Below are 13,270 nucleotides of genomic sequence, written 5' to 3'. Positions count from 1 at the left end.
TGGGCCCTGAGACAATGGCCGGCATGAGTCTTGTCGATGCCTTGCTGCTGGGCCTGCTGGCCCTGGTCCTCGTCTTCCTGCTGCTGGTCTGGGGCCGCTTGCGCCGCCCGCAGGAGAGCGCGCTGGAGCCCCTGATCCGGCAGTCCGGCGAACGCCTGGAGCGGCTGGAGCGCGAGCTGCGCGACGAACTCGCGCGCAGCGCCGGCGGCACGCGCCAGGAGCTGCTGGCCAGCCTGGCACAGTTCCAGCAGACCCTGCTGGCCCAGGGCGGCGATGTGGCGCGTACCCAGAACGAGCAGATCGACAGCTTCCGCGTCCAGCTCGCTACCCTGCAGCAGGCCCTGGCCGGCCAGGCGCTGGCGGCGCGCGAGGCGCAGGACGCGGCCGGCGCGCGTTTGGGCGGCACGCTGAGCGAGCAGCTGCAGCTGCTGGGCCAGCGTCAGGAGCAGCGCCTGACCCAGGTGCAGGCGGCGGTGGACCAGCGCCTGTCCGTGGTGCAGGCCGCCGTCGATCAGCGGCTTGGCGCGATCCAGCAGGACAACGAGAAGAAGCTGGAGCAGATGCGCGCCACGGTGGACGAGAAGCTGCAGGCCACCCTGGAGCAGCGCCTGGGCGAGAGCTTCAAGCAGGTGGCCGAGCGCCTGGAGCAGGTCTACCGCGGCCTGGGCGAGATGCAGAACCTGGCGCGTGATGTGGGCTCGCTGAACCGCGTGCTGTCCAATGTGAAGACGCGCGGCATCTTCGGCGAGGTGCAGCTGGCGGGCCTGCTGGAGCAGGTGTTCACGCCCGAGCAGTACGCGGCCAATGTGGCGACGGTGCCCAACAGCAGCGAGCGGGTCGAGTTCGCGATCCGCCTGCCGGGCCAGCGCGAGGACGGCCAGCCGCTGTGGCTGCCGATCGACGCGAAGTTCCCGCGCGAGGACTACGAGCGCCTGCTGGAGGCGCAGGACCGTGCCGATGCCGCCGCCGCCGAGCTCTCGGCCAAGGCCATCGAGACGCGGCTGCGCCTGGAGGCGCGCACCATCCGCGAGAAGTACATCGCGCCGCCGCACACCACCGATTTCGCGCTGCTGTTCGTGCCCACCGAGGGCCTGTACGCCGAGGCGCTGCGCCGCCCCGGCCTGGTGGAGGGCCTGCAGCGCGAACACAAGGTGATGCTGTGCGGCCCGACCACCTTGCTGGCCACCTTGTCCAGCCTGCAGATGGGCTTCCGCACCTTGGCGCTGGAGAAGCGCTCGGCCGAGGTCTGGGAGGTGCTGGGCGCGGTGAAGACCGAGTTCGGCAAGTTCGGCGATGTGCTGGCCAAGACCAAGAAGAAGCTCGAGGAGGCCGCCAACACGATCGACAGCGCCGAGGTGCGCACCCGCGCGATGACGCGCAAGCTCAAGAGCGTCGAGGCGCTGCCCGACGACTCGGCGACCCAGCTGCTGAACCTGGCTCAGGCGGATGACGACGAGGCCTCGGCCTGATGGCCGCCGGGTGGACCGGTCGCCATATGGGCCATGCGGTGGCGCTGCCCTGGCCCAGCCTGCCCGCGATCATGTTCAGCCGCCTGCTGATTCTCGGCCCGGTTCGGCCGCCCGCGAGCGGCCGGCGACCGCGACAAGCACCGACGGACGCCCCCTGCCTATGCTCGGTTTCCTGGGTGTGGCGCGCACGCAAAGTTCGGGCGTATAGCGACGATCCCGATGTGCGGTGATCGCCGCACTCGCTAGATTAGGTTGTTGCAAGAGCAAACGTTTGCGAATGTGCTTGAACCGAATGGGGTGCTCAAGCGTCTCAAGCGTCTCTCTAGGGAATGTTCGTTGCCGCCGCTCGTTTAGCCGGGCGACGGCCGGCCTATCGACACCACTGCCACCAACAGGAACTCGCTGATGTCCACCTACCGTCGCCTCCATCCCAGCGCACTCGCGCTGGCGCTCGCCGCCGCGTTTCCGCTGCAGACGGCTCATGCCCAGAGCGCCGATGCCGATGGCACGGCCCAGGCCAAGAAGGACACCACGCAGCTGGAGGCCGTCATCGTGACCGGCAGCCGTCGGGTCGAGAATCTGAAGGACGTGCCGATGTCGATCTCGGCGATGAAGGGCGATGTGCTGGAAACCTATACCGCGAGCGGCCAGGACGTGCGTTCGCTGTCGGCCCGGGTGCCCAGCCTGAACATCGAATCGGACTTCGGCCGCACCTTCCCGCGCTTCTACATCCGCGGCCTGGGCAACACCGACTTCGACCTGAACGCCTCGCAGCCGGTGGGCCTGGTCTATGACGATGTGGTGCAGGAAAGCCCGATGTTGAAGGGTTTCCCGGTGTTCGACGTCGAGCAGGTGGAAATCCTGCGCGGCCCGCAGGGCACCCTGTTCGGCCGCAACTCGCCGGCCGGCGTGCTGAAGTTCGACTCGGTCAAGCCCAGCAAGCGCTTCGAGGGCAGCGCCGGCATCGGCATCGGCCGCTACGGCGCGGTGAATCTGGAGGGCGTCGTCAATGTGCCGCTGAGCCCCGACTGGTCGCTGCGCGCCGCGGCGATCGCCCAGCGTGCCGACGACCGCGTGCACAACCCGCTGCCGGACGCCGAGAGCGACCTCGAGGGCTACACGGACAAGGCCGCGCGCGTGCAGGCGCAGTATCGCAACGGCGGCTTCACCGGCCTGTTCAAGCTGCAGGGCCGCGACTACAAGGGCTCGGCCACCACCTTCCGCGCCAACATCATCAAGCGCGGCACCAACGACCTGGTCGACGGCTTCGACTACGGCTACTACCCGACCGACGGCTACAACGTCCAGACCCTGAAGTCCTGGGGCGCCAGCGCCCGCCTGCGCTGGGATCTGGGCGATCTGGTGCTGCACTCGATCACCGGCTACGACCGCGCCAAGTACTACAGCCGCGGCGATGTGGACGGCGGCTTCGGCAGCCGCTTCGCCGCCATCGAGGACGGCCCGGACTATCCGGGCCAGACCGCGCTGATCCCCTTCGACGCGCAGACCGCCGACGGCATGCCCTATCTGCGCCAGCTGACCCAGGAGTTCCGCGTCGAGTCCAACACCAAGGACCCGCTGCAGTGGATCGCCGGTTTCTACTACTTCAACGAGAAGCTGCAGGTGGACAGCTTCAACTTCGACTCCTTCGCCGCCGGCGACCCGCAGAACGGCTACGCGGTGCAGCACCAGGAGGCCAAGTCCTATGCGCTGTTCGGCAACGTCAACTACGCGCTGACGCCCGACCTGAAGCTGCGCGGCGGCCTGCGCTACACCGACGACAAGAAGGATTTCGACGCCGCCCGCACCCAGACCCCGTTCGGCGGGGTCAATGTCGGCCCGCTGACCGCCCATCCGAAGTCCACCAACTGGAGCTGGGACCTGGGCGCCAACTACACGCTGGACAAGTCCACCTCGCTGTTCACGCGCGTCGCCACCGGCTACCGCGCGCCCAGCATCCAGGGCCGCGTGCTGTTCGGCGACACCATCTCGGTGGCCGACTCCGAGAAGGCCCTGTCCTTCGAGGCCGGCTTCAAGAAGGACATCCTGAACAATGCCGCGCGCATCAGCGGCACGGTGTTCGCCTACCGCGTCAAGGATCTGCAACTGACCGCCGGCAGCGGCTCGGTCAACCAGAACCGCCTGGTCAACGCCGACAAGGCGGTGGGCCGCGGCTTCGAGCTCGACGTGCAGGCCATCCTGGCGCGCGACTGGCGCACCACGCTGGGCCTGAGCTACAACGACACCGAGATCAAGGACAACGGCCTATTCGTCCAGCCCTGCGGCAATGCCAACTTCCAGTTCCTGCAGCCCAACACCGGCTGCACGGTGCTGAACAAGCCGGGCCCGGTGGCCGGCACGGTGCTGATCGGCGGCAACGACCTGCCGCGCGCGCCGAAATGGGTGGTGAACTGGACGCTGAAGTACAGCACCGAACTGGCCGGCGGCGATCTCTATGTGCTGACCGACTGGGCCTACAAGGACAAGTACAACATGTTCCTGTACGAGGCCAAGGAGTACAAGGCCAAGTCCCTGCTGGAAGGCGGTCTGCGCGCCGGCTACGCCTGGGGCAATGGCAAGTACGAGGCCTCGGCCTATGTGCGCAATATCACCGACCGCCAGCAGGTGGTCGCCGCGATCGACTTCAACAACCTGACCGGCATCCTGAACGAGCCACGCAGCTACGGCGTGCAGTTCAAGGTCTCGTACTGAGACCGAGCGGGCGGATCGGCGGGCGGCAAGCGCAGGGCTTGCCGCCCGCCGCGACGTTCAGGCCATGCCCTGGTGGCGCAGCAGCGCGTCGATCCGGGGCTCGCGGCCGCGGAAGGCCTTGAAGCTGTCCATCGCGTCGCGCGCGCCGCCGGCTTCCAGGATGCTGTGCAGATAGCGCTGGCCGGTGGCCGGGTTGAATACGCCTTCCTCCTCGAAGGCGCTCCAGGCGTCGGCGGAAAGCACCTCGGCCCATTTGTAGCTGTAGTAGCCGGCCGAATAGCCGCCCGCGAAGATGTGCGAGAAGCTGTGCTGGAAGCGGTTGAAGGCCGGCGGCGGGTTCACCGCCACCTCGGCGCGTACCTCGTCCAGCAGGGTCTGGATCGCGGCCTCAGTGCCCGGTTCGCCGTGCAGGCGCATGTCGAACAGCGAAAACTCGATCTGGCGCAGGGTCTGCAGCCCGCTCTGGAAGTTCTTCGCAGCAAGCATCTTGTCGAACAGCGCGCGCGGCAGCGGCCCGCCGGTCTCGATATGGCTGGAGAGCTGCTGCAGCACCTCCCATTCCCAGCAGAAATTCTCCATGAACTGGCTGGGCAGCTCGACCGCATCCCATTCGACGCCGGAGATCCCCGAGACGCCGAGTTCGTCCACCTGGGTCAGCAGATGGTGCAGGCCATGGCCGAACTCGTGGAACAGGGTGGTGACGTCGTCATGCGTCAGCAGCGCCGGCTTGTCGCCGGAGGGCGAGGCGAAGTTGCAGACCAGCTGGGCGACCGGTGTCTGCTGCAGTCCTTCCGGGCGGGCCCAGCGGCTGCGCACCTCGTCCATCCAGGCGCCGGGGCGCTTGCCGGGGCGGGCATAGAGGTCGAGGTAGAACTGACCGACCAGGGCGCCTTGGCGCTCCAGGCGGTAGAACCTGACCGACTCGTGCCAGACCTCGGCCTGGCTCTCGACGATCCTGACGTCGAACAGGCGCTGGATGATGTCGAACAGGCCGGCCAGCACGCGCGGCACGGTCAGGTACTGGCGCACCTCCTGGTCGCTGAAGGCATAGCGCGCCTCCTTCAGCTTCTCGGAGACATAGGCCTGGTCCCAGGCCTGCATCTCGGCCAGGCCCAGTTCCTTGGCGGCGAACTCACGCAGCTCGGCCAGGTCCTTCTCGGCATAGGGGCGGGCGCGCGCGGCCAGGTCGCGCAGGAAGTCCAGCACCTGGGCCGGCGACTCGGCCATCTTAGCCACCAGCGAGACCTCGGCGAAGCTCTTGAAGCCCAGCAGCTGCGCCTCTTCCTGGCGCAGCATCAGCAGTTGCTGCATCAGCGCGCTGTTGTCCCACTCGGGCTTGGCGCCGAACTCGCTGGCGCGCGTGACATAGGCGCGGTACAGGGTCTCGCGCAGCGGCCGGTGCTCCGCGTACTGCATCACCGGGAAGTAGCTGGGGAAATGCAGGGTCAGCTTGTGGCCATCCTTGCCCTCGGCCTCGGCCGCCGCGCGCGCATTGCCGAGCACGTCCGCGGGCACGCCGGCCAGTTCCTCGGCCGAGGCGTAATAGGCATAGCCGTCGGTGGCGTCCATCACGTGCTCGGAGAACTTCTGCGCCAGCTCGGCGCTCTGTTCCTGGATGGCGGCAAAGCGTTCCTTGGCCTCGCCCTGCAGCTCGGCACCCGAGAGCACGAAGTCGCGGATCCAGTGCTTCAGCGCCTGGCGCCGCGCCGGACTCAGGGCCTCGGCTCTGGCATTGATGGCCTTGTACTTGGCATAGAGCCGCTCGTCGGCGCCCAGCGCGGTGTAGAACTCGGTGACGGCCGGCAGCATCGCGTTGTAGGCCTCGCGCAGCTCGGGCGTGTTGGCAACCGCGTTCAGATGGCCGACCGCGCCCCAGGCATGCGACAGGCGTTCGGTCGCAACCGACAGCACGCGCGCCAAGGTGTCGTAGTCGGCCGGCGTGGCCGCGTCGGTGGCCTGGGCCAGCGCGGCGCGGGCCTCGTCCAGCAACTGCCGGACGGCCGGCCCGATGTGCTCGGGCCGGATGCTCGCGAAAGCGGGCAGGGGGACGGTGGAGAGCAGCGGGTTGGTGTTAATGGCGGTCGTCGTCATCGTCTTCAAGCCTTGTTCTGCAGGGCGCGTTCGGCCGACTCTAGCGTGTTGACCAGCAGCATCGTGATCGTCATCGGGCCGACCCCACCCGGCACCGGGGTGATCCAGCCGGCCACTTCCTTGACGCCCGCGAAGTCCACGTCGCCGCAGAGCTTGCCCTCGTCATTGCGGTTCATGCCGACGTCGATCACCACGGCGCCGGGCTTGACCATGTCGGCGCTCAGGACGTTGCGCTTGCCCACGGCGGCGACGATCACATCGGCCTGGCGGGTCATTGCGCCGAGATCGGCGGTGCCGCTATGACAGATGGTGACGGTGGCATTGGCCTGCAAGAGCATCATCGCCATCGGCTTACCGACGATATTGGAGCGGCCGATCACGACCGCATGCTTGCCGCGCAGGTCCTTCATGCCGATGCTCTCCAGCATCTTCATGCAGCCATAGGGCGTGCAGGCCTTGAAGCCGGTTTCGCCGACCATCAGTGCGCCGGCGCTGGCGACATGGAAACCGTCGACGTCCTTCTCGGGCGAGATTGCCTCGATCACCTTGTGGTCGTCGATGTGGGCCGGCAGGGGCAGTTGGACCAGGATGCCGTGGATGCTGGGGTCGTTGTTCAGCGCATGCACGCGCGCCAGCAGCTCGGCCTCGCTCATCGTGGCCTCATACTTTTCCAGCACCGAGTGCAGGCCGGAGTCCTCGCAGGCCTTGACCTTGTTGCGCACATAGACCTGGCTGGCCGGGTTGTCGCCGACAAGCACCACGGCCAAGCCGGGCTTCAGCCCCTTGGCCGTCAATGCGGCGGCGCGCTGGGCGACCTCGCCGCGGAGTTGCTTGGAGAGGGCGTTGCCGTCGATCAAATGGGCGCTCATGCGATGTACTCCTGAAAGTAAAAGAGGCCGCTGTAGCAGCGGCCTCGTTGAATGGGGTCGGGGTTCAGGCCTTGGCCGTGGCGCCCAGCGCGATCTTCAAGAGATCGGCCACCGTGTTGGCGTTGAGCTTCTCCATGATGTTGGCGCGGTGCGCCTCCACCGTCTTGATGCTGATGCCCAGGTCGTCGGCGATCTGCTTGTTCAGGCGGCCGGCGACGATGCGCTCCAGCACCTGGGCCTCGCGCGTCGTCAGGCGCGACAGCAGGGCGTCGCGGCTGGCGGCTTCCTGGTGCGTGGAGAAGGCGTTGCGCGCCTGGTCCAGCATGCGCTCGACCAGGGCCAGCAGCTCGTCTTCCTTGAAGGGCTTCTCGATGAAGTCCATCGCGCCCTTCTTCATGGTCTGCACCGCCATCGGCACGTCGCCGTGGCCGGTGATGAAGACCACCGGCAGCGGGCTGCGGCGTTCCAGCAGACGGTCCTGCAGCTCCAGCCCGCTCATGCCTTCCATGCGGATGTCGGCGATCAGGCAGGCCACCTCGCGTGGGTCGTAGCGCGACAGGAAGCTCTCGGCGGAGTCGAAGCACTTGACGCGATAGTCCTTGCCTTCCAGCAGCCATTGCAGGGAATCCCGCACGGCCTCGTCGTCATCTACAACGTAGACGTTACCCTTCTTCGGAATCAGACTCATGGTGTCGCAGCGTGGTTCATGGCGGTCCCCGAGGGCTCGGGGCGCGGGATGTCTACAGGGAGAGTGAAGGCGAACCGGCACCCCACAATAGCCGCTCCATTGTATAAGTTCTCGGCCCGGATCCGGCCCTGGTGGGACTCCACAATAGACCGGCATAACCCTAGTCCGATGCCCAATCCATCGGCCTTGGTCGAGAAAAATGCCTCATACATGCGCTCGATCACCTCCTCGGGCAGGCCGGGGCCCATGTCGGTGACGCTGAACTCGATGTGCCCCCCCAACTCGGGTGTGTGCTTGGGGATCACTCTCAGTTCGATGTGGCGGCGCGACACCGGCAGGTTGGCGTTGTCGATCGCCTCGGCCGCGTTCTTCAAGAGGTTCAGCACCACCTGCTCGATCAGGATCGGATCCACCAGCAGCTGCGGCAGGCGCTGCGCCACATAGCTGTGGATCGCGACATTGCGGCGGCGCAGCTCGATGCCGGCCAGCTCCACCGCGTCCTCGACGATGGCATGGGCCGAGGCCGGCTGGCGCTGCGGCTCGCTGCGCTTCACGAAGTTGCGGATGCGGTGGATGATCTGGCCGGCGCGCTGCGCCTGCTTGGCGGTCTTCTCCAGCGCGGCCAACAGATCCTCCTTGCGGATGTTGTCGTCGCGCACGCGCGAGACCATGCCGTTGCAGTAGTTGGTGATCGCGGTCAGCGGCTGGTTCAGCTCATGGGCCACGCTGGAGGCCATCTCGCCCATGGTCATCAGCCGGCTCGTCACCTGGGCCTTCTCGGCCTGCTGGGCCGACACCATCTCGGCATGGCGGCGTGCGGTGATGTCGGTGGCGATCAGCATCTGGGCGAGGCGGCCGTCGGTCCACTGCAGATAGCGGGCGCGCACGTCGAACCACATCTCCAGCGTGTCGATGTAGACCTCGCGCGGGTCGGAGCCGGCCTCGGTGAGCTGCTGGGCCGGTATGCCGGAATAGTCGTCCACCTCCTCGTCGATCTCCGGAGCGCCGCCACGGCCCAACTGGCTGCCGGCCAGCATCGCGTGACCCTTGGGATCGGCGCCGAACCAGAGGCGGTAGCTGCGGTTGGCGAACAGCAGCTCGCCCTGCTGCACCGACAGCACCGACACCGCCGCGTCCAGCCCCTCCAGCACGGTGGTGAAGCGCTCATGCGAGGCGCTGAGCTGGTCGCGCACGCGCTTGGCCTCGGTGATGTTGGTCATCGAGGCCATCCAGCCGCTCTGCTTGCCCTTGGGGTCGATCAGGGGGCTGACGTACATGCGCGCGTCGAAGATGGTGCCGTCCTTGCGCATCACCTTGACCTCGGCGCCGCCGGCCGGGCTGCGGCCCTGCAGTTCCTGCTGCAGCAGGCGGAAGTTCTCCTCGTAGCGGTCCGGCGGCCAATGGGGCAGCGGCGGCTTGCGGCCGATCAGCTCCGCCTCGGAGAAGCCGGTCATCGCGCAGAAGGCCGGGTTCACATAGGAGATGCGCGACTCCATGTCCATCGCGCGCATGCCGGTCAGCATCGAGTTCTCCATCGCACGGCGGAAATTGGTCTCGCTGGCCAGCGCGGTCTGTACCTGCAGGCGCCGGCGCATATGCTTCCAGGTGCCGAGCAGCATCCAGACCGTCAGCACCGACAGCGCCACCACCATCCAGAACAGGGTGTTGGAGATCAGGCCGATCGATACGCGGTAGCCCTGGCCGCGCAAGACCAGGCCGTTCAGCGCGGGGGCCAGCGGTACGTCATGCACGATGGAGGCACGCTGCAGGCGCTGGCCCGGCATCGGCGTCACGGTGCTGGCCACCGGCTGCTCGCGCGAATCGAGCACCGAGATCGGATGGCGCGAGGACACCTCGGAGGGCACCCAGTAGCGCAGCAAGGCCTCGACCGAGTACTCGGCGATCAGCACGCCGGCGAAGCCGGTGCGGTCCAGCAGCGGCACCTGGACCTGGAACACGGTCAGGCGGTTGTAGTCGCCGAAGGGCATCGAGTAGACCGGCTGACGGCGCTCGCGTGCGGCCTGGAACGCCAGCTCGGCCGGGCTGGACTGTTCGGCCAGGGGCATCGAGGGGTCGGTGCTGCTGCCGTTCATCAGGGTATCGGACTGGAAGCCGGCGGCGCTGACGCTGGCGCGACGCTCGCGCCGGGCCGACAGCCAGGTCACATGCGTGATCTCCGGCCGCTCGCGCGCGAAGGTGCTGGCTTGGCTGCTGAACTCCAGCGCGTCGATCTGGCGCGTCACCACTTCCCGGGCGATGCGCACCAGCTGTTCCTGGTTCTCGATCAGGCGCAGCCGGATCTGCTGCTGGGCGATCTCGGTGTCGCGTTTGACGGCTTCGGCCTCGCGCTCGATTTCCTCGTTCCGCAGATACCAAAAGGCCAGGATGATGGCCGCCAGGAACAACAGCACCGAAACCAGCGGGCCCAAGGTGGCAAAACGGTCCTGGCGCGCCGGCGATTGGCGGCGCCACCAACTGGCCACCAGGCGCTGCAGCGGCAGCAGCGCACGGCGTGAGGCGTTCTTGAGTTCGAAACGGGAAAGCATGGCCGGATTATCCGGGTCTCCTTTGTTCGGGAGGCTCGGCGCTATCCCTGTTGTTTCATAATATGAAATCAATTCGCACAATTTGGAAAATGCGATGAGCTATGCGACACTGCGCCACAATCGTTTTGGCATACCCCTCTAATAAAGGAGACAAGCATGTCCGCCCAGCCGCAGTCTTTTCTTGGCGCCGCCGCCAATGACACCGACGCCCTCGAAACCAAGGAATGGCTGGACGCGCTGTCGGCCGTGATCGGCGAGGAGGGGGGCGAGCGTGCCCATTTCCTGCTCGAGACCCTGATCGACCATGCGCGCCAGGCCGGCATCGACGTGCCCTTCTCGGGCCACACGGCCTATGTCAACACGATCCCGCCCGACCAGGAAGAGCGCTTCCCGGGCAATATCGAGATCGAGGAGCGCCTGCGCGCCTTCATGCGCTGGAACGCGATGGCCATGGTGGTGCGTGCCAATCGCCTGGCCCCCGATGACGGCGGCGATCTGGGCGGCCACATCTCCAGCTTCGCCTCGCTGGCGACGATGCTGGGCTGCGGCTTCAACCATTTCTGGCATGGCGATGATCAGGGCGAGGGCGGCAGCCACGGCGGCGACCTGCTCTACATCCAGGGCCACAGCGCCCCCGGCATTTATGCCCGCGCCTTCCTGGAGGGCCGCATCTCGGAAGAGCAGCTGATCAACTTCCGCCAGGAGGTCGACGGCAAGGGCCTGTCCAGCTACCCGCATCCCAAGCTGATGCCCGAGTTCTGGCAGTTCCCGACCGTCTCGATGGGCCTGGGCCCCTTGATGGCCATCTACCAGGCGCGCTTCCTGAAGTACCTGCATGCCCGCGGCATCGCCGACACGAGCCAGCGCAAGGTCTGGGTGTTCCTGGGCGACGGCGAGATGGACGAGCCGGAAAGCCTGGGTGCCATTGGGCTTGCCGCACGCGAGAAGCTCGACAACCTGATCTTCATCGTCAACTGCAATCTGCAGCGCCTGGACGGCCCGGTGCGCGGCAACGGCAAGATCATCCAGGAGCTGGAGGGCGAGTTCCGCGGTGCCGGCTGGAACGTCATCAAGCTGCTGTGGGGCAGCTACTGGGATCCGCTGCTGGCGCGCGACAAGGACGAGCTGCTGCGCAAGGTCATGATGGAGACCCTGGACGGCGACTACCAGGCCTTCAAGGCCAACGACGGCGCCTTCGTGCGCAAGAACTTCTTCGGCCGCCACCCCAAGCTGCTGGAGATGGTGGCCAAGATGAGCGACGAGGACATCTGGCGCCTGAACCGCGGCGGCCACGATCCGCAGAAGGTCTACGCGGCCTATCACAAGGCGGTCAACACCGTGGGCCAGCCCACCGTCATGCTGATCAAGACCGTCAAGGGCTACGGCATGGGCAAGATCGGCGAGGGCAAGAACACCGCCCACCAGACCAAGAAGCTGCAGGACGAGGACATCAAGGCCTTCCGCGACCGCTTCAACATCCCCATCCCGGACGCCGAGCTGGCCAAGATCCCGTTCTACAAGCCGGCCGACGACACGCCCGAGATGCAGTATCTGCACGAGCGCCGCAAGAAGCTGGGCGGCTACCTGCCCAAGCGCCGCGCCAAGACCGAGGAGGCGCTGAAGGTGCCGGACCTGGCCGCCTTCCAGGCCGTGCTGGACCCGACCGCCGAGGGCCGCGAGATCTCGACGACGCAGGCCTATGTGCGCTTCCTGACCACCTTGCTGCGCGACAAGGAGCTGGGCCCGCGCACCGTGCCCATCCTGGTGGACGAGGCGCGCACCTTCGGCATGGAGGGCCTGTTCCGCCAGATCGGCATCTACAACCCTGCGGGCCAGCTCTATACCCCGGTCGACAAGGACCAGGTGATGTACTACCGCGAGGACAAGGCCGGCCAGATCCTGCAGGAAGGCATCAACGAGGCCGGCGGCATGGCCTCGTGGATCGCCGCGGCGACCTCGTACTCGACGAACAACCGGGTGATGATCCCCTTCTTCGTCTACTACTCGATGTTCGGCTTCCAGCGCATCGGCGACCTGGCCTGGGCCGCCGGCGATATGCAGGCGCGCGGCTTCCTCTTGGGCGGCACCTCGGGCCGTACCACCTTGAACGGCGAAGGCCTGCAGCATGAGGACGGCCACAGCCATATCCTGGCCGGCACGATCCCGAACTGCGTGTCCTACGACCCGACCTTTGCGCACGAGGTGGCGGTGATCATGCACCAGGGCCTCAAGCGCATGGTGGAGAAGCAGGAGAACGTCTTCTACTACGTCACCCTGCTGAACGAGAACTACGCGATGCCGGGCCTGAAGGCCGGCACCGAGGAGCAGATCCTCAAGGGCATGTACCTGCTGCAGGACGCCGACAAGGCCGCCGGCAAGCCGCTGGTCAACCTACTGGGCTCGGGCACCATCCTGCGCGAGTCGATCGCCGCCAAGGCCCTGCTGGAGCAGGACTGGGGCGTGAGCGCCAACGTCTGGAGCTGCCCGAGCTTCAACGAGCTGGCGCGCGACGGCCAGGCCATCGAGCGCTGGAACCTGCTGCACCCGACTGAGGTGCCGAAGACGGCCTACGTCACCGAACAGCTGGCCGGCCAGCCCGGCCCGGTGATCGCGTCGACCGACTATATGAAGAACTACGCCGAGCAGATCCGCGCCTTCATTCCCAAGGGCCAGGCCTACAAGGTGCTGGGCACCGACGGCTTCGGCCGCAGCGACTTCCGCGCCAAGCTGCGCGAGCATTTCGAGGTGAACCGCCACTACGTCGTCGTCGCCGCGCTGAAGGCGCTGGCCGACGAGGGCAAGCTGCCCGCGGCCAAGGTGGCCGAGGCGATTGCCAAGTACGGCATCAACGTCAACAAGATCAACCCGCTGTACGCCTGATCAGGCGGCGACTCG

The 13,270-nt window shown here is 66.9% G+C and carries 7 protein-coding genes; 3 read left to right on the top strand and 4 right to left on the bottom strand.

Annotated elements, in window-relative coordinates; translation table 11 throughout:
- Positions 1-23: 23 nt before the first annotated feature.
- Both AC07OQ_RS06845 and AC07OQ_RS06840 read left to right on the top strand, forming a co-directional pair.
- Positions 24-1,469: a DNA recombination protein RmuC gene (locus AC07OQ_RS06845; RefSeq protein ID WP_495052349.1), complete on the top strand. Its 1,446-nt coding sequence runs from the start codon at positions 24-26 to the stop codon at positions 1,467-1,469.
- 405 nt (positions 1,470-1,874) lie between these two features.
- The gene (locus tag AC07OQ_RS06840) at positions 1,875-4,181 is read left to right on the top strand and encodes a TonB-dependent receptor (RefSeq protein WP_495052348.1); all 2,307 of its coding nucleotides are present in this window, start codon (positions 1,875-1,877) and stop codon (positions 4,179-4,181) included.
- Positions 4,182-4,238: 57 nt separating this feature from the next.
- On the opposite strand, the gene AC07OQ_RS06835 is transcribed toward AC07OQ_RS06840, so the two are convergent.
- The 4 genes from AC07OQ_RS06835 to AC07OQ_RS06820 form a co-directional block, all read right to left on the bottom strand.
- Positions 4,239-6,272, bottom strand: a complete 2,034-nt coding sequence (locus AC07OQ_RS06835) for a M3 family metallopeptidase (protein ID WP_495052347.1) — start codon at positions 6,270-6,272, stop codon at positions 4,239-4,241.
- 5 nt (positions 6,273-6,277) lie between these two features.
- A complete protein-coding gene (gene folD, locus AC07OQ_RS06830; protein ID WP_495052346.1) occupies positions 6,278-7,141 on the bottom strand; it encodes a bifunctional methylenetetrahydrofolate dehydrogenase/methenyltetrahydrofolate cyclohydrolase FolD in 864 nt (287 codons plus the stop codon).
- A gap of 64 nt (positions 7,142-7,205) precedes the next feature.
- A complete protein-coding gene (locus AC07OQ_RS06825) occupies positions 7,206-7,829 on the bottom strand; it encodes a response regulator transcription factor (protein ID WP_495052345.1) in 624 nt (207 codons plus the stop codon).
- Positions 7,826-10,375 carry a PAS domain S-box protein gene (locus AC07OQ_RS06820; RefSeq protein WP_495052344.1) on the bottom strand — a complete coding sequence of 850 codons (2,550 nt, stop codon included), beginning with the start codon at positions 10,373-10,375 and terminating at the stop codon, positions 7,826-7,828. The genes AC07OQ_RS06825 and AC07OQ_RS06820 overlap by 4 nt, the downstream gene beginning before the upstream one ends.
- Positions 10,376-10,531: 156 nt before the next feature.
- Here AC07OQ_RS06820 and aceE point away from each other — a divergent pair, with 156 nt between their 5' ends.
- Positions 10,532-13,255 carry a pyruvate dehydrogenase (acetyl-transferring), homodimeric type gene (gene aceE, locus AC07OQ_RS06815; RefSeq protein WP_495052343.1) on the top strand — a complete coding sequence of 908 codons (2,724 nt, stop codon included), beginning with the start codon at positions 10,532-10,534 and terminating at the stop codon, positions 13,253-13,255.
- Positions 13,256-13,270 lie beyond the last annotated feature (15 nt).

Source organism: Roseateles sp. GW821-FHT09B06 (genome assembly GCF_059418245.1).
This window is presented reverse-complemented; position numbering and strand designations above follow the sequence as displayed.